Origin of the sequence: Streptomyces sp. TLI_55, assembly GCF_900206255.1 — a bacterium.
Classification (GTDB): domain Bacteria; phylum Actinomycetota; class Actinomycetes; order Streptomycetales; family Streptomycetaceae; genus Streptomyces; species Streptomyces aquilus.
Window position 1 is genome coordinate 2,005,707 of sequence record NZ_OAOJ01000001.1, and the last position, 25,172, is coordinate 2,030,878.

Annotated in this window: 20 protein-coding genes and 1 rRNA gene; 5 read left to right on the forward strand and 16 right to left on the reverse strand. The window is 71.9% G+C overall.

Annotated features, from left to right (window positions below):
- Positions 1-53: 53 nt before the first annotated feature.
- The 4 genes from ald to CRP56_RS09365 form a co-directional block, all read right to left on the reverse strand.
- Positions 54-1,178 (reverse strand): alanine dehydrogenase, encoded by a 1,125-nt coding sequence (gene ald, locus CRP56_RS09350; RefSeq protein WP_097262161.1) that lies wholly within the window; start codon positions 1,176-1,178, stop codon positions 54-56.
- Positions 1,179-1,313: 135 nt separating this feature from the next.
- Positions 1,314-3,374: a tetratricopeptide repeat protein gene (locus CRP56_RS09355; protein WP_097262164.1), complete on the reverse strand. Its 2,061-nt coding sequence runs from the start codon at positions 3,372-3,374 to the stop codon at positions 1,314-1,316.
- 285 nt (positions 3,375-3,659) lie between these two features.
- Positions 3,660-4,286, reverse strand: coding sequence for an NUDIX domain-containing protein (locus CRP56_RS09360; RefSeq protein ID WP_097262167.1), 627 nt, complete (start codon positions 4,284-4,286; stop codon positions 3,660-3,662).
- An 85-nt stretch (positions 4,287-4,371) separates the two neighbouring features.
- Complete coding sequence (locus CRP56_RS09365; RefSeq protein ID WP_097262170.1) at positions 4,372-6,021, reverse strand: CTP synthase; 1,650 nt, start codon at positions 6,019-6,021, stop codon at positions 4,372-4,374.
- 511 nt (positions 6,022-6,532) lie between these two features.
- Here CRP56_RS09365 and CRP56_RS09370 point away from each other — a divergent pair.
- The 3 genes from CRP56_RS09370 to CRP56_RS09380 all read left to right on the forward strand — a co-directional run bounded on the left by CRP56_RS09370 (position 6,533) and on the right by CRP56_RS09380 (position 11,565).
- Complete coding sequence (locus tag CRP56_RS09370; protein WP_097262172.1) at positions 6,533-8,335, forward strand: glycoside hydrolase family 15 protein; 1,803 nt, start codon at positions 6,533-6,535, stop codon at positions 8,333-8,335.
- Between the two features lie 152 nt (positions 8,336-8,487).
- On the forward strand, positions 8,488-9,870 hold the full coding sequence (locus tag CRP56_RS09375; RefSeq protein ID WP_097262174.1) for an FAD-binding oxidoreductase: 1,383 nt from the start codon (positions 8,488-8,490) through the stop codon (positions 9,868-9,870).
- Between the two features lie 66 nt (positions 9,871-9,936).
- Positions 9,937-11,565 carry a PucR family transcriptional regulator gene (locus CRP56_RS09380; RefSeq protein WP_097262177.1) on the forward strand — a complete coding sequence of 543 codons (1,629 nt, stop codon included), beginning with the start codon at positions 9,937-9,939 and terminating at the stop codon, positions 11,563-11,565.
- On the opposite strand, the gene CRP56_RS09385 is transcribed toward CRP56_RS09380, so the two are convergent.
- From CRP56_RS09385 to CRP56_RS09405, 5 genes are all read right to left on the reverse strand, one after another.
- Complete coding sequence (locus CRP56_RS09385; protein WP_097262179.1) at positions 11,562-12,698, reverse strand: glycosyltransferase family 4 protein; 1,137 nt, start codon at positions 12,696-12,698, stop codon at positions 11,562-11,564. The genes CRP56_RS09380 and CRP56_RS09385 overlap by 4 nt on opposite strands.
- A 212-nt stretch (positions 12,699-12,910) precedes the next feature.
- A complete protein-coding gene (gene recN, locus CRP56_RS09390; RefSeq protein ID WP_097273877.1) occupies positions 12,911-14,629 on the reverse strand; it encodes a DNA repair protein RecN in 1,719 nt (572 codons plus the stop codon).
- A gap of 155 nt (positions 14,630-14,784) precedes the next feature.
- The gene (locus CRP56_RS09395) at positions 14,785-15,690 is read right to left on the reverse strand and encodes an NAD kinase (RefSeq protein WP_097262181.1); all 906 of its coding nucleotides are present in this window, start codon (positions 15,688-15,690) and stop codon (positions 14,785-14,787) included.
- Complete coding sequence (locus tag CRP56_RS09400) at positions 15,687-16,502, reverse strand: TlyA family RNA methyltransferase (protein WP_097262183.1); 816 nt, start codon at positions 16,500-16,502, stop codon at positions 15,687-15,689. The genes CRP56_RS09395 and CRP56_RS09400 overlap by 4 nt, the downstream gene beginning before the upstream one ends.
- 7 nt (positions 16,503-16,509) lie before the next feature.
- Positions 16,510-16,791 carry a hypothetical protein gene (locus CRP56_RS09405; protein WP_097262186.1) on the reverse strand — a complete coding sequence of 94 codons (282 nt, stop codon included), beginning with the start codon at positions 16,789-16,791 and terminating at the stop codon, positions 16,510-16,512.
- A gap of 42 nt (positions 16,792-16,833) precedes the next feature.
- Between CRP56_RS09405 and CRP56_RS09410 the strand changes: the two genes are divergently transcribed.
- Positions 16,834-17,181: an SCP2 sterol-binding domain-containing protein gene (locus tag CRP56_RS09410; RefSeq protein ID WP_097262188.1), complete on the forward strand. Its 348-nt coding sequence runs from the start codon at positions 16,834-16,836 to the stop codon at positions 17,179-17,181.
- Here CRP56_RS09410 and CRP56_RS09415 read toward each other — a convergent pair.
- The 4 genes from CRP56_RS09415 to CRP56_RS09430 form a co-directional block, all read right to left on the reverse strand.
- Positions 17,165-18,025 carry an ABC transporter ATP-binding protein gene (locus tag CRP56_RS09415; RefSeq protein ID WP_097262190.1) on the reverse strand — a complete coding sequence of 287 codons (861 nt, stop codon included), beginning with the start codon at positions 18,023-18,025 and terminating at the stop codon, positions 17,165-17,167. The two genes, CRP56_RS09410 and CRP56_RS09415, sit on opposite strands and share 17 nt — an antisense overlap.
- Entirely contained in the window at positions 18,022-19,086 is a 1,065-nt protein-coding gene (locus tag CRP56_RS09420) for a FecCD family ABC transporter permease (RefSeq protein ID WP_097262192.1), read from the reverse strand. The genes CRP56_RS09415 and CRP56_RS09420 overlap by 4 nt, the downstream gene beginning before the upstream one ends.
- Positions 19,083-20,126: a FecCD family ABC transporter permease gene (locus CRP56_RS09425; RefSeq protein ID WP_097262194.1), complete on the reverse strand. Its 1,044-nt coding sequence runs from the start codon at positions 20,124-20,126 to the stop codon at positions 19,083-19,085. Before CRP56_RS09425 ends, CRP56_RS09420 begins: the two co-directional genes overlap by 4 nt.
- Before the next feature lie 244 nt (positions 20,127-20,370).
- Positions 20,371-21,399, reverse strand: coding sequence for an HAD hydrolase-like protein (locus CRP56_RS09430; RefSeq protein WP_097262196.1), 1,029 nt, complete (start codon positions 21,397-21,399; stop codon positions 20,371-20,373).
- 72 nt (positions 21,400-21,471) lie between these two features.
- On the opposite strand from CRP56_RS09430, the gene CRP56_RS09435 reads away from it, so the two are divergent.
- Positions 21,472-22,764 carry a DUF1015 domain-containing protein gene (locus tag CRP56_RS09435; RefSeq protein WP_097262198.1) on the forward strand — a complete coding sequence of 431 codons (1,293 nt, stop codon included), beginning with the start codon at positions 21,472-21,474 and terminating at the stop codon, positions 22,762-22,764.
- A gap of 55 nt (positions 22,765-22,819) precedes the next feature.
- Here CRP56_RS09435 and CRP56_RS48010 read toward each other — a convergent pair whose 3' ends face one another.
- The 3 genes from CRP56_RS48010 to rrf form a co-directional block, all read right to left on the reverse strand.
- Positions 22,820-23,626: a hypothetical protein gene (locus CRP56_RS48010; RefSeq protein ID WP_218878045.1), complete on the reverse strand. Its 807-nt coding sequence runs from the start codon at positions 23,624-23,626 to the stop codon at positions 22,820-22,822.
- Positions 23,563-24,891: a hypothetical protein gene (locus CRP56_RS48015; protein WP_257041905.1), complete on the reverse strand. Its 1,329-nt coding sequence runs from the start codon at positions 24,889-24,891 to the stop codon at positions 23,563-23,565. The genes CRP56_RS48010 and CRP56_RS48015 overlap by 64 nt, the downstream gene beginning before the upstream one ends.
- A gap of 151 nt (positions 24,892-25,042) precedes the next feature.
- Positions 25,043-25,159 (reverse strand): 5S ribosomal RNA (rrf, locus tag CRP56_RS09445).
- Between the last annotated feature and the right edge of the window lie 13 nt (positions 25,160-25,172).

A 25,172-nucleotide genomic window follows, 5' to 3' on the forward strand; every position in this document is an offset into this window, starting at 1 on the left:
TGACGTATCGCCTTTATGAAAAGGTGACTTAGCCGTTCGTCGAGGTCAGCGGCTCAGCCGAGCAGCGTCTCGAGCTCCACGTGCTCCAGTCCGTGCGCCTCGGCGACCTCGCGGTAAACGACCTTGCCCTCATGGGTGTTGAGGCCCTTGGCGAGCGCGGGGTCGCGGCGCAGCGCCTCCACCCAGCCGCGGTTGGCGAGTTCGACGATGTAGGGCAGCGTCGCGTTGGTGAGCGCGTAGGTGGAGGTGTTGGGCACCGCGCCGGGCATGTTGGCGACGCAGTAGAAGACCGAGTTGTGGACCTGGAAGGTCGGCTCGGCGTGCGTGGTCGGGTGGGAGTCCTCGAAGCAGCCGCCCTGGTCGATCGCGATGTCGACAAGGACACTTCCGGGCTTCATCCGGGCCACGAGCTCGTTGGTGACCAGCTTCGGGGCCTTGGCGCCCGGGATGAGCACCGCGCCGATGACGAGGTCGGCGTCGAGGACGGCCTTCTCCAGCTCGAAGGAGTTGGACATGATCGCCCGGACCTTGGTGCCGAAGACCTTGTCGGCCTCGCGGAGCTTGTTGATGTCGCGGTCGAGCAGCGTGACGTGGAAGCCCATGCCGACGGCGATCTGGGTGGCGTTCCAGCCGGAGACGCCGCCGCCGATGACGACGGCACGCGCGGGCTGGGTGCCGGGGACGCCGCCGGGCAGGACGCCACGGCCGCCGACCGAGCGCATCAGGTGGTAGGCGCCGACCTGCGGGGCCAGGCGGCCCGCGACCTCGGACATCGGGGCGAGCAGCGGCAGGGCGCGGTTCGGCAGCTCGACGGTCTCGTAGGCGATGGCGGTGGTGCCGGACTCGATGAGCGCGTCGGTGCACTCCTTGGAGGCGGCCAGGTGCAGGTAGGTGAAGAGCGTCTGGTCCTTGCGGAGGCGGTGGTACTCCTCGGCGATGGGCTCCTTGACCTTCAGCAGCAGGTCGGCGGCGGCCCACACCTCGTCGGCGGTGCCGAGGATCGTGGCGCCGGCGGCGATGTACTCCTCGTCCGGGATCGACGAGCCGACACCGGCGCCCTGCTCGATGACGACCTGGTGGCCGTGGCGCACCAGCTCGTGCACGCCGGACGGGGTGATGGCCACCCGGAACTCGTTGTTCTTGACCTCGCGGGGGATGCCGACCTTCACGTCGATCACGGTCCTTGGCTCAGTGGATGTGGGGCAATACAACACATACCCAGGCATGCATGAGCACACCGGGAGACACCGCAGGAGAAGGTGCGGCAGAGCCAGTCTAATGAAGGTGTTCCCGCTGTCTAGCCTTTCATTGCATCAATCTTCTGCGGGTGTACTACGGATTTCGCAGGCATCAGCGTCTTGTTTCGAAGGATCAGGCCGCTCCGGTTCCGTTTCCGGCTCCGCAACCTCCTCCCCCAGCAGCCGCTCCGCGGCCCCCCGGTGCAGCGCCGCCGCGGTGGGATCGCCCAGGTGATCCAGCGTGTCGGCGAGCCTCAGCTGAAGCGCCGCCTGCAGCCGTACGTCCTCCGCGCGCCGCGCCCACTCCACCGCCTCCTGGCAGGTGCGCAGCGATTCCTCGGGGCGTCCGGCGTACTCCTGGACCCGCGCCAGCTCGCTCAACGCCCGCGCGTGGGCGGGGACATCGCCCTCCTTGCGATATCCGGCGACCGCGGCCCGCCAGCCCCGCAGCGCCTCGCCGTACCGGCCCGCGTAGGTGTGCGCGGCGGCGATACGGCCGTAGAGCCGGGCGGCGTCCGCGCGCTCGCCCCGGGCCAGGCGCTGGGCGAGGGCGCGGCCGAACCAGTCGGCGGCCCGGTCGTAGTCCGCGAGCTCCAGATGCGCGCCGCCTACGGATTCCATCGCGCGGCCGGTCGCATACGGGTCATTTGCCTGGCGTCCGGCGTCCAGCGCGGCCCGATAGCGGGCCAGCGCGTCGGTCGTGCGCCCGGTCTGCGCGTCCAGGTCCCCCAGGTTCAGCAGCGCCGCCGCCTTCTCCCGGGGCAGTTCCCGGCGCTCGGCCACGTCCAGGACGAGCCGGTGGATGCCGTACAGGTCGGGGGCGGCTGCCTGGGTGCCGAAGTGCGCGACCATCGCTCTGACCAGCTGGGACATCAGCCGCCTGGCCAGGGTGTCGAGCTCCCCGTCGGCGACGGCGAGGCGGGCCGAGGCCAGCAGGGCGGGCCTGCGGATGCGCAGCCAGTCCTCGGCGGCCCGGGGGCTGGGGAAGCGCAGCGAGCGGGGCATGCCCTGGAGCTTCTCCCGGGCCTCGGCGCTGTCCGTCTCGGTGATGGCGCGGCAGGACTGGAGCAGCCGTAGCGTCCGCTCCAGCATCCGGGCGCGGGCCAGCTGGAGCTCGGCGGGGCGGTCCTGGGACTCGGCGAGGGACTTCAGCAACGGGTGCAGACAGGCCGGCACCTCGTACTGCGGGAGGGGGGACTCCACGGCGTGCAGCAGGCCGAGGGCGACGAAGTCGTCCAGGGTGGTGCGGGCGCCGCCCACCGAGCAGCCGGCGAGGGCGGAGGCGGTGTGCGGGTCGACCAGGCCGGCCGGGGCGAGGGAGAGCAGCCGCAGTATCCGGGCGGCGGGGCTGGGCAGGGAGCCGTAGGCGAGGCGGAAGACCCGGGTCAGGGGCGTTCCCTCGTCGCTCTCGGCGTGCAGGTGCTTGGCGAGGTCGGCGACGGCGGCCTTCGGCCGGGCGGCGAGCCAGCCGCCGGCCAGCGTCAGGGCGGCGGGGTGGCCCTGGCACTCCTCGACGAGACCCTCGGCGGCCCGGGGGTCGACGGTGATGCGGACCGAGCCGGTGTGCCGGGTGAGCAGCTCCAGGGCGGACTTGGTGTCGAGGCCGCCCAGCGTGCAGGGGCGGACGTCGGAGATGCCGGTGAGCGGGCCGTCGGAGACGGCGACGACCAGGCACTCCGGGGTGTCCGGGAGGAGGGCGTCGACCTGGTCGGCGGTCACCGCGTCGTCGAGCAGGAGCAGCGCGCTGCGGTCGGCGAGGGCCTCGCGGAGCGCCGCCGTGAGGTCGTCCTCGGCGGCGCCGGCCGGGGTGGGGCGGTCCAGGGCGGTGAGCAGTTCCCGGGCGGCGCGCTCGACGGGGACGGGGGTGCCGTCGGGCTCGCTGAGGCGGGCCTTGAACACCCCGTCGTAACGGTCCGCGACCTGGCGTACGAGCTCCTCGGCGAGCGCGGTGCGGCCCGAGCCGGGGCGGCCCGCGATGAGCAGCACGCGCGCGCGTGGCGCCTTCTTGCCGGAGAGGGTGTCCAGGCCCGCCCGCTCGATGTCGGCGCGGAGTTCCTTCAACTCCCGTGTCCGGCCCAGGAACTGACCCTCGGCCGACAGCTGAACGCCGCTCGTGTCCACCGCCTGATCCGTCACGGGCCACACTCCCGTCCCACCGCACGCGCAAAGCCCGCCGGGACTCCGGTTCGGGCATTTTCAGAGCCTAGTTCACGCTCTGCAACGTTCCGGGAGGAGCGCGGCGGCGACGGATCGAGACTCCCTCGATCGGATCAACGGATCATAGGACCGACGGCCTGGCAACGCCGCAAAGGGGCGCGAGGCTGCGTCGATTCTGCGGCTGCCGCCGCGCGGGCGCGACCAGCCACCACACGACCGGCACCGCGCAACGACCGGGCTCGGCAAGGGCGCACCTCGCAAACGTCACGCCTCGAAGGGGCGAGCAGGCCAAGCCGCGTCCGCTGGGCGCAGGCTGTCCAAACCGCCGGAGGCCTGCGCGGCGACCAGCGAAAGCACGCCCACCACCAGGCAGTTGTTGTGCAGCTCGCCCGCCAGCACGCCCCGCACGAGCTCGTCGAGGGGCACGCGCGCGTACTCCAGGTCGATCTCCTCGTGCTCCACCTCGAAGCGCTCGCCCTCGGCCTCCGACAGATCGCGGGCCAGGAAGATCCGCACGGCCTCGTCGCAGCCGCCGGCAGTGGTGTAGACGTCGGTCAGCACCCGCCAGTCCTCGGCCTTGACGTGCGCCTCCTCGTACAGCTCGCGCTGCGCCGCGTGCAGCGGGTTCTCGCCGGGCACGTCGAGCAGGCCGGCCGGGATCTCCCACAGCTTCTGCCGGACCGGGTGGCGGTACTGCTTGATCAGCAGGACCCGGCCCTCGTCGTCCAGGGCGAGCACACCGACCGAGCCGGGGTGGACCTGGTAGTCACGGCGGACGACCTTGCCGTCGGGCATCACCACGTCGTCGGTGCGCACGGAGGTCTTGTTGCCCACGAAGGGGGTCTCCGTCCCCCGGATCTCCCACTCCTCCGGGGTGTCCTTGATCGTCATGCCCAGTCCTTCCGCACGTGCTCAAAGAGAAGCCGGGGCGCCGCCTTTTGAATGCGAACGCCCCGGCCACCGTACAACTGTTGTGTTACTTCGAGGTCTTCCGCTCGACGGCCGCCTTCACCAGGCCGGCGAACAGCGGGTGCGGGCGGGTCGGACGGGAGCGCAGCTCAGGGTGCGCCTGCGTGGCGACCAGGTAAGGGTGCACGTCCCGCGGGTACTCCACGTACTCGACGAGCTTGCCGTCGGGCGACGTGCCGGAGAACAGGATGCCCGCCTTCTTCTCCAGCTCCGCGCGGTAGGCGTTGTTCACCTCGTAGCGGTGGCGGTGGCGCTCCTCGATGTACTCCTTGCCGTCGTACACCTCGCGCACGATCGAGCCCTCGGCCAGCTTGGCCGGGTACATGCCGAGCCGCATGGTGCCGCCCATGTCGCCCTCACCGGCGACGATGTCGAGCTGCTCGGCCATGGTGGAGATGACCGGGTGGGCGGTGGCGGAGTCGAACTCGGTGGAGTTGGCGTCCGGGATGTCGGCCAGGTTGCGCGCGGCCTCGATCACGATGCACTGCAGGCCCAGGCAGAGACCGAGCAGCGGGATCTTGTTCTCGCGGGCGTAGCGGATCGCGCCGACCTTGCCGAGCACTCCGCGGTCGCCGAAGCCGCCCGGGATGCAGATGCCGTCGACGTCCGAGAGCTGCGCGGCGGCGCCGGCCGGGGTCTTGCAGTCGTCGGAGGTGACCCACTTGATCTTCACGCGGGCCTTGTTGGCGAAGCCGCCCGCGCGCAGCGCCTCGGTGACCGAGAGGTAGGCGTCCGGCAGGTCGATGTACTTGCCGACCAGGGCGAGGGTGATCTCGTGGTCGGGGTTGTGGACGCGGTCGAGCAGGTCGTCCCAGGTCGTCCAGTCCACGTCGCGGAACGGCAGGTCCAGCTTGCGGACGACGTAGGCGTCCAGGCCCTCGCCGTGCACGGTCTTCGGGATGTCGTAGATCGAGCGGGCGTCGGGGCAGGCGACCACGGCGGCCTCGTCGACGTCGCACATCAGGGAGATCTTCCGCTTGATCGCGGTGGGGACCTCGCGGTCGCAGCGCAGCACGATCGCATCTGGCTGGATACCGATGTTCCGCAGGGCCGCAACCGAGTGCTGGGTGGGCTTCGTCTTCAGCTCTCCCGACGGGCCGATGTACGGAAGGAGGGAGATGTGGACCACGAAGACGTTGTCCCGGCCGACCTCGTGACGGACCTGGCGGACCGTCTCCAGGAACGGCAGCGACTCGATGTCGCCGACCGTACCGCCGACCTCCGTGATGACCACGTCGACCTCGTCGGTGGCCATGCGGCGGATGCGGTGCTTGATCTCGTTGGTGATGTGCGGGATGACCTGCACGGTGTCGCCGAGGTACTCGCCGCGCCGCTCCTTGGCGATCACCGTGGAGTAGACCTGGCCTGTAGTGACGTTGGCGCTGCCGTCCAAGTCACGGTCGAGGAAGCGCTCGTAGTGTCCGATGTCCAGGTCGGTCTCGGCGCCGTCGTTGGTGACGAAGACCTCTCCGTGCTGGAAGGGGTTCATCGTGCCGGGGTCGACGTTCAGGTACGGGTCGAGCTTCTGCATGACGACGCGCAGGCCCCGGGCCTTGAGCAGCATCCCCAGGCTGGAGGCCGTCAGGCCCTTGCCGAGAGAGGAGGCGACACCCCCGGTGACGAAGATGTGCTTGGTCGTCGTAGATTTCGGCGGCATGGCCAAGAGGGGGCTCCCGTGGTCGCGATCTGGGGTGCGGGGCGGCGCTGTGACCGGAGATTCCCGGCGTCGCCGTCGCTGCGGTCGGGGGTTTTGTCCACCACCGGTCCACGGGCTACCAGGGTATCAGCGCCTCGGGGGGATGGCTTCCGACCACGCTCCGCGCACACGTCGACACAGACGCTCACCCGTCACGGGTTTCTTACCGGCTGCTCACCCGTTCGGCCCACCCGCGTTGCCCGGAGCGGCACACAGATCATCTACGTGCGTCGTATCCTGCTCGGACATTCACTGCCGAGCGCGCCCGGCAACACGGCACCACCCCCCGCCCGTAAGCCCCGGAACAACGTGAGCTCGTCAGTTCGTTGAGAAGAGATCGTCGTTTTGCCCAGCGGCACAACGACTGTTTTGCTTGACCGCTCAACGACGTATTACAACGACCCCTTGACCGCACTAGCGACAGCCCCCTTTTTTCCCAGGGGGTGACGTGGCCGTTCGACTGGAGTTGCACGTGGCCGGGCGCATCGAAGACTACGCACTCATCGGAGACATGCAGACCGCCGCCCTGGTCTGCCGGGACGGCACAGTGGACTGGCTGTGCCTGCCCCGCTTCGACTCGCATGCCATCTTCGCCGGCCTGCTGGGCACCGAGGAGCACGGCTTCTGGCGCCTGGGGCCCGCGCATGCCGCCGACGCCGAGCCGCCCACCGCGGCCCGGCGCACCTACCGCGGCGACTCGCTGATCCTGGAGTCCGAGTGGGACACCTCACGCGGCACGGTCCGGATCACCGACTTCATGCCGCCGCGTGACGGCGCGCCGCAGCTGATCCGGATCGTGGAGGGCGTCTCGGGCCGGGTCCCGATGCGCTCGGCCCTCCGGATGCGCTTCTCGTACGGGCGGGTCGTGCCGTGGGTCCACAAGCACGACGGGCGCACGGTCGCGGTGGCGGGCCCCGACTCGGTGTGGTTCGACACCGACTGCGAGACCTACGGCAAGTCGCTGACCACGTACTCCGACTTCACGGTCGCCCCGGGTGACCGGATCGCGTTCACGATCTCCTGGGAGCCCTCGCACAAGCAGCCGCCCGCGCTGCCGGAGCCGGAAGCATCGCTTCAGGCCACGGAGGACTTCTGGCGCGAGTGGGTGGAGCACTGTACGTACCACGGCCCCTACCGCGAGGCCGTCGTCCGCTCGCTGATCACGCTGAAGGCGCTGACGTACGCCCCGACCGGCGGCATCGTCGCCGCCCCGACGACCTCGCTGCCCGAGGACATCGGCGGCGTCCGCAACTGGGACTACCGCTACACCTGGCTCCGCGACGCCGCGATCACGCTCTCCTCGCTGCTGCGCACCGGCTACCGCGAGGAGGCCCGTGCCTGGCGCGAGTGGCTGCTGCGGGCGGTCGCGGGCGACCCCGAGAACCTTCAGATCATGTACGGCATCGCGGGCGAGCGGGAGCTGGGCGAGGCCGAGCTGGACTGGCTGCCGGGCTACGAGAACTCCGCGCCGGTGCGGGTCGGCAACGGCGCGGCCCACCAGCTCCAGCTCGACGTGTACGGCGAGGTCACCGAGGCCCTGCACCTGGCCCACATGACGGGCCTGGCCCGCAATGACTACGCGTCCCTGCTCCAGCTCAAGCTCATCCGCTACCTGGAGGACCACTGGGACGAGCCGGACGAGGGCATCTGGGAGGTGCGCGGCCCGCGCCGCCACTTCGTGCACTCCAAGGTCATGGCCTGGGTCGCGGTGGACCGCACCATCAAGCTCATCGAGTCGGGCGACGCGGACGGCCCGCTGGACCGCTGGCGCGAACTGCGCGACGACATCCACCGGGACGTGTGCGAGAAGGGCTACGACAAGGAGCGCAACACGTTCACGCAGTCGTACGGCTCGAAGGAGCTGGACGCCTCCCTGCTGCTGATCCCGCAGATGGGCTTCCTGCCGCCGGACGACAAGCGGGTCATCGGCACCATCGAAGCGATCCAGCGCGAGCTGTCCACGCCGGACGGCTTCATCCTGCGCTACCCGACCGAGGGCGACAGCGAGGGCGTCGACGGCCTCCCCGGTGACGAAGGGGCCTTCCTGGCCTGCTCGTTCTGGATGGCGGACGACCTCGCGATGATCGGCCGCGTCGACGAGGCCCGCAAGCTGTTCGAGAAGCTCCTCGCGCTGCGCAACGACCTCGGACTGCTCGCCGAGGAGTGGGACCCGCGCCTGAAGCGCCAGGTGGGCAACTTCCCGCAGGCCTTCAGCCACGTCCCGCTGATCGACACGGCCCTGCGGCTGACGGCGTCGGGGGCGTACGGGGGCTGACCGACGCGTCACGGGCGTGCCGCGCCTGCCGCAGCGCGGCGCGGCACGCCCCGGTTGTGACCATTCGGGAACGTCCCCCCGCCTGGCAGGACCGAAGCCCCCACCCCGCCTACGCTGGAACCACCTGCCCCTGCACGAAAGGGGGCGCCCCAATGGCCTCCCCATCAAAGGCCGGCACGGCTCTCGCCGCGCTGCGCGAGGAACTGGTCGGCGACGTGTTCGCCCCTGGGGACACGGGCTACGACGAGGCCCGTACCGTCTTCAACGCGATGATCGACCGGCGTCCGGCGGTGATCGCCCAGTGCGTCGACGAAGCCGACGTCGTCCGGGCGGTGCGCTTCGGCCGGGACCTGGACCTGCCGATCGCGGTACGCGGCGGCGGCCACAGCGTGGCGGGGATGGCGCTGAACGACGGCGGTCTGGTGATCGACCTGCGCCATATGCGCGCGGTCACCGTCGACCCCACGGCACCGGCGGTACGGATCGCGGGTGGCGCCACGATGAGCGACCTGGACCGGACCTGCCAGCCGTACGGTCTGGCCACCACCGGCGGCCGGGCCTCGACCACCGGCGTCGGCGGGTTCGTCCTCGGCGGCGGCACCGGCTGGCTGGACCGCTGGTGCGGGCTCGCCGTCGACAACCTCCTCGGCGTCGACCTGGTCACCGCCGACGGCCGTCGGGTGCACGCGAGCGCCGAGGACGAGCCGGAGCTGTTCTGGGGGCTGCACGGAGGCGGCGGCAACTTCGGCATCGCGACCGCGCTCACCCTGAGGCTGCACGAACTGCCCGAGTTCGCCATGGCGCTCCTGCTGTTCCTCCCGGAGTACGGCCCCGAGGTCACCCGCACCTACCGCGACATCATCGCCACCGCCCCGAACGAGGCCAGCGGCGGCGTCATCTATCTCACCGGCCCGCCCGAGGAGTTCGTGCCGCCGCACCTGGTCGGCACGCTGCTGTGCGGTGCGCTGCTGACGTACGCCGGCTCCGAGGCGGACATGCGCAAGGTCGCCGAGCCGCTGCTGGCGCTGCCGCACGAGACGGAGGTCGTCGGGGCGATGCCGTACGCGGACGTCCAGTGCATGCTCGACGATCCGCCGGGGATGCGGAACTACTGGTCGGCGGAGTATCTGAGGGAGGCGCCGGACGCGTTCCTGGACGTCTACTGCGCGCGGGCGGCATCCATGCCGGTGCCCACCGGCACCATCCATGTCCTGTTCCCGCAGGGCGGGGCGATCGCCGACGGGCCGCGCGAGTACCCGGTGCCGTACCGGGACGCGCCGTGGGCCGTGCATCCCTTCGCGATGTGGGAGGACCCGGCGGACGACGAGCGGGTGATCCAGTGGGTCAGGGACGTCCGCGAGGACGCCCGGCCGTGGAGCACCGGCGCGGTCTACCTCAACTTCATCGGCGACGAGGGCGACGACCGGGTCGTGGCCGGGGTCGGCGCGGAGAACACCGACCGGCTGGCGGCCCTGAAACGGCGGTACGACCCGGACAACGTCTTCCGCTTCAACCACAACATCAGCCCTGCGTGAGCTCCGGCGGGGAACGTCGGCGTCCGGAGATGTCGTCGAAGCATCCGCGCAGGTAGCGTCCGGCTCATGGACAGCAGATTCGACAGCCAGGGCGCCGGCATCACCGTTCAACGGGCGCTGGAGCTGCCCGGCCTGCGCAGCGGTCTGCCCGAGATCCTCGCGGGCGCCGACCGGCTCGGGCGGTCCGTGCGCTGGGTGCACGCGGGCGAGGTACCCAACATCGCGTCCCTGCTCAAGGGCGGCGAGCTTCTGCTGACCACCGGCTACGGGCTCGGCACCCGCCCGGCCGAGCAGCGGGCGTTCGTCCGCACCCTCGCCGAGCGCGGCATCGCGGCCCTCGTCATCGAACTCGGCCCCCGCTTCACCCGCCTCCCCGCGGCCCTCGTCGACACGGCCCGCGCGACCGGCCTCCCCCTCGTCCAACTCCACCGCGAGGTGCCGTTCGTGACGGTCACGGAGGAGATCCACACCGAGATCGTCAACGGCCACTACGCACTGCTCCAGCGGGCCGAGGAGGTCCACCGCCGATGTACGGAGGCCCTGCTGGGCGGCGGCGGGGTCCCCCAGGTCCTCGGCATCCTGGCCGACTTCAGCGACAACCCGGTCTTCCTGGAGACGACCGACGGCCAGCTCCTGTACGCGGCCGGTGCCGGGCCCGAGGGCGCGGACCCGCTCCAGGTGTGGGAGGGGCTGCGGGGCCAGCACAAGGACGCCCCGCCGGCCGGGTCCGTGCTGGTCGACGTACCTGGCGGCGGGCCCGGCACCGGGTCGGTACGGGCCCGCCTGGTCCTGCTCCCGGTCCGCGCTCCCCTCGTCCCCGTGCACCGGATGGCGGCCGAGCGGGCGGCGGGCATCCTCGCCGTCGTGCTGATGCAGGCCCGCCAGGAGGAGGAGCTGGCCGCGCGGGGCCGCGGCGACTTCCTGACCGACCTCGCGGAGGGCCGGATCACCGCGGAGGACGCGCCCGCGCAGGCACGCGTGCTGGGCTTCAAGCCGGGGAGCAGCCCCCTGCTGCCGGTGGTGATGCGGCTGGGCGACACGCTGTCCCCGGGCGGCGGCTGGGCGGTCCTGGCGAGGGCGGTCTCGGAGGAACTGGCCTCGGTGGGGGTCCCGGTCCTGCTGGGCGTACGCCCCCTCGAAGGCCGCGTTCTCGTTCTGCTGGGCCTGCGTTCGGAGTCGGAGCGGTCGGCGGTCGCGGACCGGGTCGCGGCGGCGCTGCGGGCCGGGGTGGAACGGGCCGGGATGCAGCGGCCCGGCGCCCAGCTCCCGGTCGTGGTGGTGGGCGTCGCGGGCAGCTGGGCGGCGGCCTCGGCAGGGCTGCGGCACGCGGCCGAGACGGCGACGGCGGCCCAGGGCCTGTCGGACCGCCCCTGGTACGACGCCCGGCGCCTCGACATCGACCTGCTGCTGTGGCGGCTGCGCGACCATCCGGACCTGGCGGCGTTCGTGGACCGGGCGATCGGGCCGGTACGGGACCACGACGCCCGCTCCAAGCCGCCGCTGCTGCCGACCCTGGAGACGTACCTCGCCCACGCCGGCCGCAAGGCCGAGACGGCCCGCGAGCTCCACCTCAACCGCCAGACGCTCTACAACCGCCTCGCGCGGATCGGCGAGTTGCTGGGCACGGACCTCGACGACCCGCAGACGGTCCTGGCGTTGAGCCTGGCGCTGCGGGCGCGCAGGCACGTGCCCTAGATCAACGGGCGCGGCTGGGTCAACTCGTCGTAGACACTGAGCACTTGGGCGACGGTCTCGTCCTCCGTCGGCCAAGTCGCCGCCTGCCGTACGCCCTTGTCGCGCAGCTCCTCGCACCGCGCGGGGTCACCGAGCAGTCGTACGACCGCGTCCGCGAGCGCCTGGGCGTCCCCGTACGGCACGAGTTCGGCGGCGTCGCCGACGAGTTCGGGCATGCTGCCGACGTCGGTCGCGACGAGCGGCACGCGCGCGTGCAGGGCCTCCTGGGCCAGCAGGGAACGCGACTCCCAACTGCTCGACAGCAGCGCGAGGTCGGCGGCGGCGAGCAGGTCGGCGATGTCGTCGCGCCAGCCGATCAGCCGGACCGGCAGCTCCTCGTCCTCGATCCTGCTCTGCAACTCGGCCCGCAGCGGCCCTTCTCCGGCGATCACGACGAGCGGCACGGGGTCGAGCGCCCGCCACGCGCGCGAGGCGTCCAGCAGTGTGTCGTACCCGCGATGCCGGTCCAGCGAGCCGACGGCCATCAGCAACGGCCGTCCGATGGCGCCGAGTTCGGCCCGCACCTTGGGGCGCAGCCGCTCGGGGTCCTCCAGCCGGACGGTGCGGCGAGGCCCGGGCAGGGCGACGGCGGCGAGCCTCGCGTCCCGGGCGCCGGTGGTGCGGGCCCGGTCGACGAGGGCGGAGGTGGCCCCCAGCACCACGGAGGCGGCCTTCACGACCCGCCGCTCCAACAGCCGCACGAGATGGGCCCGCGCGCCCTCGGCGCGCGCCCGGTCGTGCCACGTCACGACGAGCGGAGTGCGCCGCCCGCTGAGCGCGAGGACGGCACGGAACGAGGCGTGCAGTCCGTGCGCGTGCACCAGATCGGCGTCCGCGCAGGCGGCCCGCAGCGCGGCGACGGACCCCGGATCGCTGCTCCTGGGCACATGCACGTGCTCGGCGCCGGCCCCCGTGAAGTCATAGATGTGATCCGCCTCGACGGGGGCGCACACGGTGACCTTCACGCCCCTCGCGACGAGCCCGGAGGCCAACGACCGCACATGCGCGCTGCTACCGGCGTTGCCGCCGCCGAGCACCTGCACGGTGCGCAACGGCGACTGACCGTGCGGTGAGTGGCTGCTCACGGGGCTCACGTGGCCGGGGCTCCTGGTTCGGCGTCGGGCGGTCACGAGGAAACGTACAGAAGGTATCGAGCGGAGGGGTGGACCGCGCGCTTCCTACGCGTACTACGTGCTCCCCCAAGGATGCCAGCACGTACGGGTGTTCCGGGAACGCCGAGGGTGTGCGGGTTCGGGGTGGAGGTCGGGCGGGTCACCCACACGGGTGAACCGACCCCCACACGGCCCTACGCGTCCGCCCGCGCCGCCGCCAACAGCTCCTCCGCGTGGGCCCGGGCCGTCTCCGAGTCCTCCTGGCCCGCAAGCATCCGGGACAACTCCCGTACCCGCTCCTCCCCTTCGAGCACCTTCACACCGGACCGGGTGACGGACCCGTCGTTGGTCTTCTCGACCAGCAGCTGCCGGTCGGCGAACGCGGCGACCTGCGGCAGATGCGTCACGACGACGACCTGCGCCGACTTGGCCAGCTTCGCGAGCCGTCGCCCGATCTCGACCGCCGCCTTGCCGCCGACACCGGCGTCGACCTCGTCGAAGAGATACGTCGGCACCGGATCGGTCCCCGCGAACACGACCTCGACGGCCAGCATCACGCGCGAGAGCTCACCACCGGAGGCCCCCTTGGCGATGGGCCGCGCCGGGGCACCGGGGTGCGGCGCGAGCAGCAGCTCGACCTCGTCCGCACCCGACGGCCCGTACGCGACGGTCCGCCCGCCGACCTCGACGCCGTCCGCGTCCTCGGTCTGCCGGATGTCGAAGGACACCCGCGCGTGCGGCATGGCCAGCGACGCCAACTCGGCGGTCACGGCGGCCGCGAACCGCGAGGCCGCCTCCGCCCGCGCGTCGGTCAACGCCTGCGCCAGCCCACCCAGTTCGGCCCGCAGCGCGTCCCGCTCGTCGGTGAGCTCCCCGATCCGCTCGTCGTCCCCGTCCAGCTCGATGAGCCGCGCGGCCCCCTGCTCGGCCCAGGACAGAACGGCGGCGACGTTCTCGCCGTACTTCCGCGTCAGCGCGGTGAGAGCGGCCCTGCGCTCCTCGACCGCCGCCAGCCGCAGGGGATCGGCGTCGAGATCGTCGGCGTACCCCGCCAGTTCCCCGGCGACGTCCCCCAGCAGGATCCCGACCTCGCCGATCCGGTCGGCGAGCGCGGCCAGGGCGGGGTCGTACGACCGTACGGCGTCCAGAGCCCGCTGCGCGCCCGCCACCAGCGTCGTGGCGTCGATGCCCTCGGGGTCCTCGGGATTCCCGGCGAGGGCCGCGTGTGCGGCCGTGGCGGCGGACGACAGCGCCTCGGCGTGCCCGAGCCGCTCCGCCTCCTCGGCCAGCTCGACGTCCTCACCCGCGCGCGGTTCGACCCCGGCGATCTCGTCGAGCCCGTAGCGCAGCATGTCGGCCTCCTGGGCCCGTTCACGCGCGCGTGTGGTGATCTCGTCGAGCTCGGCGGAGACGGCCCGCAGCCGCCGGTAGGCCTCGCTGTACTTCGCGAGCGGCACGGCGACCGCGTCCCCGGCGTACCGGTCGAGCGCCTGCCGCTGCCGGGACAGCTTCAGCAGACCCTGCTGATCGGTCTGCCCGTGCACGGCGACCAACTCGTCGGCGAGCTCGGCGAGCACACCCACGGGCACGCTCCGCCCGCCCAGGTGCGCCCGGGAGCGCCCTTCGGCGGAAACGGTACGGCTGATCAGCAGCGCCCCGTCGTCCAGCTCGGCCCCGGCCTCTTCGGCGCGTACGGCGGCCGTGGCGTCCGCGGGGACGGTGATCCGCCCCTCCACGACCGCCTTGTCGGCCCCGATCCGCACGAGCGCCGGGTCCGCCCGCCCACCGAGCAGCAGCCCCAGGCTGGTGACCACCATGGTCTTGCCCGCACCCGTCTCACCGGTGACAGCGGTGAACCCGGGCGACAGCTCGACGACGGCATCGTCGATGACTCCGAGCGACCGTATCCGCATCTCTTCCAGCACGGTGAAGACCTTACGAGGTCCATCCGCCCAAGTGCGAGGCCCCCTGTCACCCGGGCGAGTGGACCCACCTTCAGGGGCGCGGGGAACTGCGCGACAAGCCACAAATCACCCGCACCCGCCAACGCACCTCGAACACCCGAGCTCTAGTGCGGAGCCCCCCGCCACCCGGAAACAGGCAACGCGAACTTAGCCACCAGCCGGTCGGTGAATGACGCATGGTGCAGCCGGGCCAACCGCACCGGCACAGCCCCCCGCCGCACCTCCACCCGTGCCCCCGGCGGCAGCTCGACCGTCCGCCGCCCGTCGCACCACAGCACCCCCGGCGGAATGTGCGGCAGAACCTCCACGGCCAGCACGGAATTCGGCGAGGTCACGAGCGGCTTCGCGAACAGCGCGTGCGCACTGATCGGCACCATCAGCAACGCCTCGACCTCGGGCCACACCACCGGCCCGCCGGCGGAGAACGCGTACGCGGTGGACCCGGTCGGCGTCGACAGCACGATGCCGTCGCACCCGAACCCGGTGACCGGCCGTCCGTCAATCTCCAGCACCACTTCCAGCAGCTTCTCGGCGCCGGCCTTCTGCACCGCCGCCTCGTTCAGCGCCCAGTCGGTGTGCACGATGTCCCCGTTGCTGTGGACCACCACATCAACGGTCATCCGCTCCTCGACCTCGTACGACTTCGTGACCACCCGGTCGACGACCTTGTCGAGGTCATCCCGCTCGGCCTCGGCGAGGAACCCGACCCGCCCGAGATTGACGCCCAGCATCGGCACCCCGGACGCCCGGGCGAACTCGGCGCCCCTCAGCAGCGTCCCGTCCCCGCCCAGCACGATGAGCAGCTCGCACCCGTCGAGGCACTGCGGAGTCGCCTCCTTGACGAGCTCCACTTCCTCCGGAAGCGGCAAATCAGCGGCCTCGTACTCCAGCACCCGCACGCCGATGCCCTCGCGCAGCAGCCCCTTCACGACCAGCTCGGCGCTGCGGATCGCCGCAGGCCGGCCGGTGTGGGCGAGCAGGAAAACAGTACGAGCTCGGTTCTGTGTCAACGAGGCCCCTCCGCCACTGCACGGTCAACGTCGGCCGGTTCCAGGGCGGGCGCCCCGGCACGCAGCCACAGAAAGTATTCGACATTGCCCGAGGGTCCGGGCAGCGGACTGGCCGTGACACCCTTCACCCCGAGCCCCAGTTCCCACGCCTTCTCGGCGACTGAGCGCACGGCCTCCGCCCGCAGCTGCGGACTCCGTACGACTCCCCCACTGCCCAGCCGTTCCTTCCCCACCTCGAACTGCGGCTTGACCATCATCACCAGGTCGGCGTCCGGCTTCACGCACCGCGCCAGGGCGGGCAGCACCAGCCCGAGCGGGATGAAGGACAGATCCCCCACGACAAGATCCACAGGTTCCCCATCGATCGCTTCAAGCGTCAACTCGCGTACGTTCGTACGGTCCTTGACGGTGACGCGTTCATCGCTCTGGAGAGTCCACGCGAGTTGTCCGTAACCGACGTCCACGGCGACGACGTGCGCGGCCCCGTTCCGCAGCAGCACATCGGTGAACCCGCCGGTGGACGCGCCCGCGTCCAGCGCCCGCCGCCCCTCGACGACGAGCCCCTGCGGCACGAACGCCGCCAGCGCGCCCGCGAGCTTGTGCCCGCCCCTGGAGACGTACTCGGGGTCGTTGTCGTCGCTCTGGACCACGATCGCCGCCGCGGTCTCCACCTGCGTCGCCGGCTTGGTCGCCACGGTCTTGCCGACGGTGACCCGCCCGGCCGCGATCAGCTGGCTGGCGTGCTCACGCGAGCGCGCGAGCTTCCGGCGGACCAGCTCCGCGTCCAGACGACGACGTGCGACTCCTGCCACGTTCGGTTCAGCTCCTGTTTTGGTACGGCTGTTGGTACGACGGTGAGGGCGCCGGAGGTCCCGGGCGGGCGTCGAGCGCGGTCAGCGCGTCACGCAGCCCCCGGTGTACATCCTCGTACACCTCGACGTGCCCGTCCGTGGCGAGGTGGTCGGCATCGGCCAGCCGCTCCAGCTGGGCGTCGACCTCGGCGTTGCCGGTGGGGGTGCGGGGGACGTTCAGGGGGGCCGGGGCGGCGGGATCGTACTCCGGCTCCTGGAGGGTCTCCGTCTCCGGGGCTGCGTCACTCATGCCCCGACGCTACCCCGAAGGGCTGCTGTACCGTCGATCGCGATGGCCACGATCGAAGAGTGCCGTGCCGCACTCGAAAAGCTCTCGGACAACATGCAGCACGCCGAAGGGGACGTCGCCGCCGCGACCGCCCTGGACCGCTCGGTGAGCTGCCGGATCACCGACCTCGACATCACCTTCGTGGGCCGTATGACGGGCGGGCGGATCGTCGTCCAGGACACGATCCAGGGCGCGCCCGAGGAGAAGGCCCAGATCAGACTGACCATGAAGGGCGACGACCTGGTCGCGCTGGTCAACGGCGAGCTGAACTTCGCCAAGGCCTGGGGCTCGGGCAGGGTGAAGCTGGAGGCCGGCCTCAAGGACCTCTTCCAGCTCAGGAAGCTTCTCTGACCACCGCGCGCGCCTTCCGCGCCGCCGGCACCACCAGCGGAGTCCCCGTCTCGGGGTCGTCGATGACCTGGCAGCGCAGCCCGAAGACCTCCTCGACCAGCTCGGCCGTGACGATGTCGTTCGGCGCGCCCTCGGCGATGACACTGCCGCCCTTGAGGGCGATCAGATGGGTGGCGTAGCGCGCGGCGTGGTTGAGGTCGTGCAGAACGGCCACCAGCGTGCGCCCCTGCTCCTCGTGCAGCTCGGCGCACAGGTCGAGGACGTCGATCTGGTGCTGGATGTCCAGATAGGTCGTCGGCTCGTCGAGGAGCAGCAGCGGCGTCTGCTGGGCGAGCGCCATGGCGATCCACACACGCTGCCGCTGACCGCCGGACAGCTCGTCCACATACCGGTCGGCGAGCTCGGCGACGCCCGTCTGCGCCATCGACTCCTGGACGACCCGCTCGTCCTCGGTCGACCACTGGCGCAGCAGCCCCTGATGCGGGTACCGGCCGCGGCCCACCAGGTCGCCGACGGTGATCCCGTCCGGCGCGATCGACGACTGCGGCAGCAGCCCCAGGGTCCGGGCGACCTTCTTCGCGGGCATCGACTGGATGACCTGCCCGTCGAGCAGCACCCGGCCCTGACTCGGCTTCAGCATCCGTGACAGCGCCCGCAGCAGTGTGGACTTGCCGCACGCGTTCGGGCCGACGATCACCGTGAAGGAGTTGTCGGGGATCTCCACCGACAGCTGCTCGGCGATGACGCGCTGGTCGTAGGCGAGGGTGACGTCCTCGGCGGAGAGGCGGTTCACGGTGCTCCTTCGGTTGTCCAGGGTGCGGTCGGGGCGGCCTGCGGCGCTCATATCCGGCCCGCCTTCCGCTCGGTGACCAGCAGCCACAGCAGATACACGCCGCCGAGCACACCGGTGACGACCCCCACCGGCATCTGGTCGGCGCCGAAGACCTTCTGCGACAGCAGGTCGGCCGCGACCAGCAGGGCCGCGCCCATGCACAGCGACGGCAGCAGGTTCGGGCCGGGCGAGCGGGTCAGCCGCCGGGCGAGCTGCGGCGCGGTGAGCGCCACGAAGCTGACCGGCCCCGCGGCGGCGGTCGCGGCCGCGGTGAGCAGGACGGCGGCCACCATCAGCAGCGCCCTGGTGCGCTCGACGCGCACGCCGAGGGCGTTGGACACGTCGTCGCCCATCTCCATCATCCGCAGCGCCCGCGCGTTGCCGAGGACCAGCGGGACCAGCACGGCGCACAGCCACAGCAGCGGCCAGACCTGCTCCCAGTCCCGCCCGCTGAGCGACCCGGTCATCCAGACGACGGCCTGGGCGGCCTCGGTGATGGTGGACTTGGTCAGCAGATAGCCGTTGACGGCCGTGAGGATCGCGGACACCCCGATGCCGACCAGCACGAGCCGGTATCCGTGCACCCCCTGCTTCCAGGCGAGCAGATAGATGGCGACCCCGGCCCCCAGCCCGCCCACCAGCGCCCCGGCGGTGATCTCACCGGCACTCCCGGAGAACAGCACGATCACGGTCAGCGCCCCGGCCGTCGCCCCCTGCCCGAGCCCGAGGATGTCCGGGCTGCCCAGCGGATTCCGCGACACGGCCTGGAACAGCGCCCCGCCGAGCCCGAGCGAGGCCCCGACCAGCAGTCCGACGAGCACCCGCGGCAGCCGCAGGTCGTGGACGATGAACTCCTGCCCCGCGTTCCCGTCGCCCATCAGCGTCTTGAGCACGTCCCCGGACGAGATCGGGAAGTCGCCGGTGCCGATCAGCACGACGCTCGCGGCCAGCGCGGCGGCCAGCAGCAGGAGTACGACGACCAAGGCCCGGACGTCGAGCCGGACCGACAGCCCGCCGGGCGTCCGGACGGCACGGTTGGCGCGCGGGGAGCGCTCGGCACGGTTGGTCTTCACAGCTGTGCCGTCCTCCGCCGTCGTACGAGAAAGATGAAGACCGGACCACCGATGATCGCGGTCACGATGCCGACCTGAAGCTCCGAGGGCCGGGCGACCACCCGGCCGATGACATCGGCGCCGAGCAGCAGCACCGGCGACAGGATCGCCGCGTACGGCAGGATCCAGCGCAGGTCGGGCCCGGTGAAGGAGCGCACGGCGTGCGGCACCATCAGCCCGACGAACACGATCGGCCCGCAGGCCGCGGTCGCCGCCCCGCACAGCACGACGGCGGCCAGCATAGACAGCGCCCGCGTCCGGTTGAGGTTGGCGCCGAGGGATCGCGCGGTGTCGTCGCCCATCTCCATGGCGTTCAGCGGCCGGGCGAGCGCCAGGGCGAGGATCGTGCCGCCCGCGAGGAACGGCAGGACCTGGAGGATCGTCGACTCGCTCGCGGAGGTCAGTGAACCCACCGTCCAGAAGCGCATCTTGCCGAGCGCCGCCTGGTCCGTGATCATCACGGCCTGGAGATAGCCGTAGAGCGCGGCGCTGATCGCCGTCCCGGCGAGCGCCAGCCGCACCGGCGTCGCTCCCCGGCTGCCGCCGAGGAACCAGACCAACGCCCCGACCGCGGCCGCGCCGAAGAACGCGAACCACACGTACCCGCTCAGGCTCGTCACCCCGAAGTACGTCATGGCGGTGACGACCGCCGCGGACGCGCCCGCGTTGATGCCGAGCAGTCCCGGGTCGGCCAGCGGATTCCGGGTGAGCGCCTGGAGAACGGCCCCGGCGAGCCCGAGCGCGGCCCCGGCCAGCAGCCCGAGCAGGGTCCGCCACAGCCGCTCGGTCACGACGACGTCGCCGTACGTCCCCGAGTCCTCGAACAGCCCGTGCCACACCTGCCCCATCGACAGCTGTTTCGCCCCGATCGCGATGCTCGCCAGCGCGACGAGCACCAGGATCACGACGGACACGACCAACCCAAGCGCGCGTGTCGCCCGGCGGGTTGGGGGCGCGGGGGCGGTTCCCGCGCGCTGTTCGGGAGGACTGTCGACCAACACGCAGTTAGGTTAGCCTACCCTCCACTCCACCCACGATCCCGGCGGCTCCGGCCACGCTCCCGCCGCGCGGGTTCCCAAGGAGGCGCCGGCCACGCTCCCCTTGCCCGGGGTTTCCAGGGAGACGCCGGCCACGCTCCCTCGGCCGGGAGTCCGCATGGTGAACCCGGCCATGCTCCCTCTGCCCGGAGTTTCCAGGACGAACCCGGCCACGCTCCCGCTGCCCGGCTTCACCGGGAGCCTCCGCCTACAACCCCAGCCGCGCCAGCGCCTTCCCCCCGTCCAGCTCGCACGTCCCCTCCCTCGCCGCCGTCCAGGCCGCCGCGCACAGCGCCCGCAGCCCGTCCAACGCCTCCCCGTCACCGTCCAGTTCCAGCCGCTCGGCACCGGCCGTGGCGGTCCACCCGCCGCACCGGAAGCCGCCGTCCGCCTCGACGACCTCGGGCTGCCCGGTCAGCAACCCCCGCAGATCGGCGTCGACATACGTCGGCCGGTGCTGCGGCGGCGCGGCCAGCAGCTGCGGCCCGTCCGTCACGCCGGTCAGTACGAGAAGCGAGTCGACCTCCCCGTTGAACGCACCCTCGATGTCCGTGTCCAGCCGGTCCCCCACCACCAACGGCCGTACGGCACCGGTCCGCAGAATCGTCTCCCGGTGCATCGGAGGCAGCGGCTTCCCCGCGACCTGCGGCTCGGCGCCGGTCGCGATCCGCACGACCTCCACCGCGGCTCCGTTGCCCGGCGCGATGCCCCGCCCGCTCGGGATCGTCAGGTCGGTGTTGGACGCGAACCAGGGCACCCCGCGCGCGACGGCGTAAGAAGCCTCGGCGAACCGCCCCCACGGCAGGTCGGGCCCGCCGAACCCCTGCACCACGGCCGCCGGATCGTCGTCCGCCGACTCCACCGGCACGAGCCCCCGCTCCCGCAACGCGACCCGCAGCCCCTCACCGCCGATCACCAGCACCCGCGCCCCCGTCGGCACCTGCTCACTGATCAGCCGCGCCACGGCCTGGGCGGACGTGATCACGTCATCGGCACCGGTCGGTATCCCCAGCTCGGTCAGATGCTCCGCCACGGTGTCGGGCGTCCGCAGCGCGTTGTTGGTGACGTACGCGAGGTGCATCCCACCGGCCCGAGCCGTGGCCAGCGACTCGACCGCGTGCACGATCGCTTTCCCACCCGCGTACACCACCCCGTCGAGGTCGAGCAGCGCGGTGTCGTACGCCTCGCTCAGGGCCTGGCCACTGCCCTCGGGCCTCGTCCTGACGCTCTGGCTCATTCCACATCGCTCCTCGCTCGACGGCTTTCCCCCGATCATCTCGCACGCCACTGACACACGTACGATGCCGGGATGAACACCGCAGGTCACTCGGAAGCAACGGCGCGCCGGGGCCTGGAACTCACCCCGTTCCGAGGCCTTCGCTACGACCCCGACCGGGTCGGCAGCCTGGCCGCCGTGACATCACCGCCGTACGACGTCGTCGTACGCCCCGACGGCCTGCACCACCTGCAGTCCAACGACCCGCACAACATCGTCCGCCTGATCCTCCCCCAGGCCACCAGCCCCGCCGCCCGCAACGAACAGGCCGCCGCGACCCTGCACCGCTGGCTCGCCGAGGGCGTCCTCGCCGCCGACCCGGTGCCGGGTCTGTACGTCTACGAGCAGCGCGACGGCGCCGGCATGCTGCAACGCGGCATCATCGGCGCCCTGCGCGTCTCGGACCCCGCGGACCAGGTGGTCCTGCCCCACGAGGACGTCATGCCGCACGTCGTGGCCGACCGCGCGGCCCTCATGCGCGCCACCTCCGCGAACCTGGAGCCCCTGCTCCTGACGTACCGCGGCAACGGCACCGCCGCCGACACCACGACCGTGGTCGAACGTACGGCCGGGCAGGAGCCGCTCCTCTCCACCACCACCGAGGACGGCTACAGCCACCGCCTGTGGTCCATCACCGACCCGGCGGACCTGGCCCGCATCCAGTCCGACCTGGCCCGGCACCAGGCCCTCATCGCCGACGGCCACCACCGCTGGGCGACCTACCGCCGCCTCCGCGCGGAGCACGGCTCCCCCAGCCCCTGGGACTACGGCCTGGTCCTCCTGGTCGACACGGCCCGCTACCCCCTCCGCGTCCGCGCCATCCACCGCCTCCTGCACGGCCTGCCGGTGGCGGACGCCCTGGCCTCGCTCGACGGCCTCTTCCGCGTACGACGCCTGGACGGCCCGCTCCCCGAGGCCCTGGAGGTCCTCGCCGACGCCGCCTGCGCGGGCAACGCCTTCCTCCTCGCCGGCGACGGCGCCTTCCACCTGGTCGACCGCCCGGACCCGGACCTCCTCGCCCGTACGATCCCCGCCGACCGCCCGGCGGCCTGGCGCACCCTGGACGCGACCGTCCTGCACGCCACGCTCCTCCCGCACGTCTGGCACATCCCCGAGAACGACCCCACCCGCATCGCCTACATCCACGACACCGCCGCCACCGTCCGCAAGGCGGAACGCGACGGCGGTACGGCCGTCCTCATGCACCCGATCCGCGAGGAGGTCGTCCGCGACCTGGCCCGCCAGGGCGTCACGATGCCCCGCAAGTCGACGTCCTTCGGCCCGAAGCCGGCCTCCGGCCTGGTCCTGCGCACGCTGGAACTCTGAACATACGAAAGGGCGGGACCCCGATGCCGGGGTCCCGCCCTTTCGTATGTGTACGTCAGTCCTTGTCGTCGTCCTTCGAGGAGACGGAGGGGACGTCGTCCGCGTCGTCCACGTCGTCCTCGACCTCTACGACCTCGACGTCACCGCCGCTCTCGACCTCGCTGTCAGCCTCGGCCTCGTTCTCGTCGAAGGCGTCGACGAACTCGACACCGTCCAGCTCGGCGAGCCGGTCCGAGGCGTCCGTGCTGCCGTCCCGGTCGGCCTCGACGGCCTTGGCGAACCACTCCCGGGCCTCGCCCTCACGCTCGGCGGCGAGCAGCGCGTCGGCGTAGGCGTACCGCAGACGCGCGGTCCACGGCTGCACCGAGTTGGAGGCCAGTTCGGGGCTCTGCAGCGTCACGATGGCCGCGTCCAGCTGCCCCATGTCACGCCGGGCACCGGCCGCGACGAGCCGCATCTCGACCTGACCGGCCTTGTCCAGCTTGTTCACCTCGGGGGCGCCGGCCATGTCCAGCGCCTTCTCCGGCCGCCCGAGCCCACGCTCGCAGTCGGCCATGACGGGCCACAGCTCCGCGCTGCCGGTCATCCGCCGCGCGGCCCGGAACTCGGCGAGCGCCTCGGAGTACTTCTGGTTCGCGTACGCCGCGAACCCGGCCGCCTCCCGTACGGCGGCGACACGCGACGCGAGCCGCAGCGCGATCCTGGAGTAGGCGTAGGCGCCCTCCGGGTCCTCGTCGATGAGCCGGGCGACCATCACCAGGTTCCTGGCCACGTCCTCCGCGAGCGTCTTCGGCAGGCTCAGCAGCTCCTGGCGTACGTCGCCGTCGATCTCGTCGCCCGTGACGTCCTCGGGGATCGGCAGCCGCTTGATCGGCTCACGGTCCCGGTCCCGGTCGTCGCGCCCACGGAAGCCGCCACGCCGGTCGTCACGGCCGTAGCCGCCACGGCTGTCATCACGCCGGTCGTCGCGCCCACGGAAACCGCCGGGCCGCCCGCCGCGGTCGTCGCGACGGGGCCCGCCGCGGAAGCCACCCCGGTCGTCCCGTCCACGGAAGCCACCCCGGTCGTCGCGACGCTCGTAGGAGCCGCCGCCCCGGTTGTCGCCACGGTTGTCGTCACGCCGGAAGTCACCACGGCTGTCGTCACGGCGGAACCCACCGCGGTCGCCACGGTCATCGCCTCGACGGTCGTCACGTCGGTCGTCACGCCTCTCGTACGAGCCGCCGCCCCGGTTGTCGTCCCGGCGGAAGCCGCCACGATCCCCGCGGTCACCCCGGTCATCGCGCCGGAAGCCACCACGGTCGCCTCGGTCGTCACCACGGAATCCGCGGTCACGGTCCCGGTCGTCCCGTCCACGGAAGCCACCCCGGTCGTCGCGACGCTCGTAGGAGCCGCCGCCGCGGTTGTCACCACGGCTGTCGTCACGCCGGAACCCACCGCGGTCGCCTCGGTCGTCACGCCGGCCGTAACCGCCGCCGCGGTTGTCGCTGCGGTTGTCGCCACGGCTGTCATCACGCCGGAACGCCGGGCGGGAGCCGCGGTCGTCGTCGCGCCGCTCTCCCCGGTCCCGGTCGTCACGGCGGAAGGCGGGGCGGTCCCGGTCGCCGTCACGGCGGAAGCCGCGATCCCGGTCGTCCCGACGCGGGCCGCTGGGACGATCGTCGCGTCGGAACGCCGGGCGAGGCCCACGGTCGTCGCCACGCCGGTCATCGCGTCGATCGTCACGCCGGGCGTAGCCACCGCCCCGGTCGTCGCCACGCCGGTCATCGCGTCGATCGTCACGCCGGGCGTAGCCACCGCCCCGGTTGTCGCCACGGTTGTCGTCGCGTCGGAAGCCACCGCGGTTGTCGCCGCCACGGCTGTCGTCACGCCGGAAGCCACCGCGTTCACCACGGTCATCGCCTCGACGGTCGTCACGTCGGTCGTCGCGCCGACCATAGCCACCGCCACGGTTGTCACCGCCACGGTTGTCGCCGCCACGGTTGTCGTCGCGCCGGCCGTAGCCACCACGGTCCCCACCGCGGTCACTGCCTCGGTCGTTGTCGCGCCGGAAGCCACCGCGGTCGCCTCGGTCACCGCGGTCGCCGCCGCGGTATCCGCCACGGTCACCGCGATCGCCGCGGTCACCACTGTCCCGTCGCCGCTGGTCGCGCTCCGGTCGGTCGTCGGGAGAGTTGGTGGACATGGGTGACTCCTGTCTCGGTACTGCAAGCATTGTAAAAACAAAAGGACCCCTGGTCCCAGCTGAACGCTGGGACCAGGGGTCCTTCCAAAGATTGTTCGGCGGCGTCCTACTCTCCCACAGGGTCCCCCCTGCAGTACCATCGGCGCTGTAAGGCTTAGCTTCCGGGTTCGGAATGTAACCGGGCGTTTCCCTCACGCTATGACCACCGAAACCCTAATGGTTT